2 protein-coding genes are annotated in these 954 nt (G+C 38.9%); one reads left to right on the top strand and one right to left on the bottom strand.

Translation table 11 applies throughout. The features are described from left to right. The coding region (locus AC1DRF_RS29745; RefSeq protein WP_477742538.1) for a PCYCGC motif-containing (lipo)protein at window positions 1–468 on the top strand (468 nt) is incomplete at its 5' end. A gap of 149 nt (window positions 469–617) precedes the next feature. Here AC1DRF_RS29745 and AC1DRF_RS29740 read toward each other — a convergent pair. Then, the coding region (locus AC1DRF_RS29740) for a VOC family protein (RefSeq protein WP_477742537.1) at window positions 618–954 on the bottom strand (337 nt) is incomplete at its 5' end.

The following is a 954-nucleotide window of genomic DNA, read 5'->3' as shown; positions in this document are numbered from 1 at the left end:
AGTATTGGATTATCCGCTTGTTCAAACAATACAACAACTTCTTCTGCCACAAACTCTTCTGCACATTCAGGTCATGAACATCACAAAGCTGCAGTTGCTGATATTCGCGAAGAGACTCCGGGAGCAGATGTTTTGCCACAGTTTTTGAAGAACCAGCCTAAAGATATGAAACTAGTTTATCTATCCGTTGCTAAAAATCGTGAACTACTTGAAAAAATCCCTTGCTACTGCGGATGTGGCATGGAAGCGAATCACAAAAATAGCTATGACTGCTTTATTTTTAAAAACAAAAGAAACGGAGCAGTTGTCTGGGATGATCATGGAACAAAGTGCGGATTGTGTATAGAAATTGCAGCTAAAGCTATGCTCGACTATAACCGAGGCAAATCAATAAAAGATATCCGCAAAGACATCGACGAAAAATATAAAGAAGGCTATGCACAACCCACTCCTACTCCTTCCTTGTAGGACATTGGCAGTTTTTAAGCAAACATTCGCGATAGGTATATATAAAAGGAAAAGATATCAAAAACACATTCTTTTTTAGCGTTTTGAAAGCTGATTCATCTTTGAAACAGCAAARAACACTCAAATAGCTATTTGAGTGTTTTTGTGTATTATTCTTTCACAAACTCTTTTGTACTTCTTACTGTATCAATCGGACGCACGAGCTTCTCAATTTCTGCACGTTTTGGCTCTAAAAAAGGAGGCAGTGATAATTTTTCTCCGAGCGTTTCGTATGGTTCATCTCCCATAAATCCTGGTCCATCTGTCGCAAATTCAAATAAAATTTGCGGAGCCACTCTTGCATACAACGATTCAAAGAAATGACGATTCACATAACCAGACGTATGGAAACCGAAGCTTGGCATTCGATTAATCCACTCTTCAAGAGCTTGTCGATTTTCTACGCGAAAAGCAACGTGATGAACAGTTCCAAAACCTTGCTGAGCC

The sequence above is a fragment of the Priestia sp. P5_B4 genome, from assembly GCF_056400385.1.
Note: the sequence above shows the minus strand (reverse complement) of the source record. Positions and strands in the feature narration are given on the sequence as shown.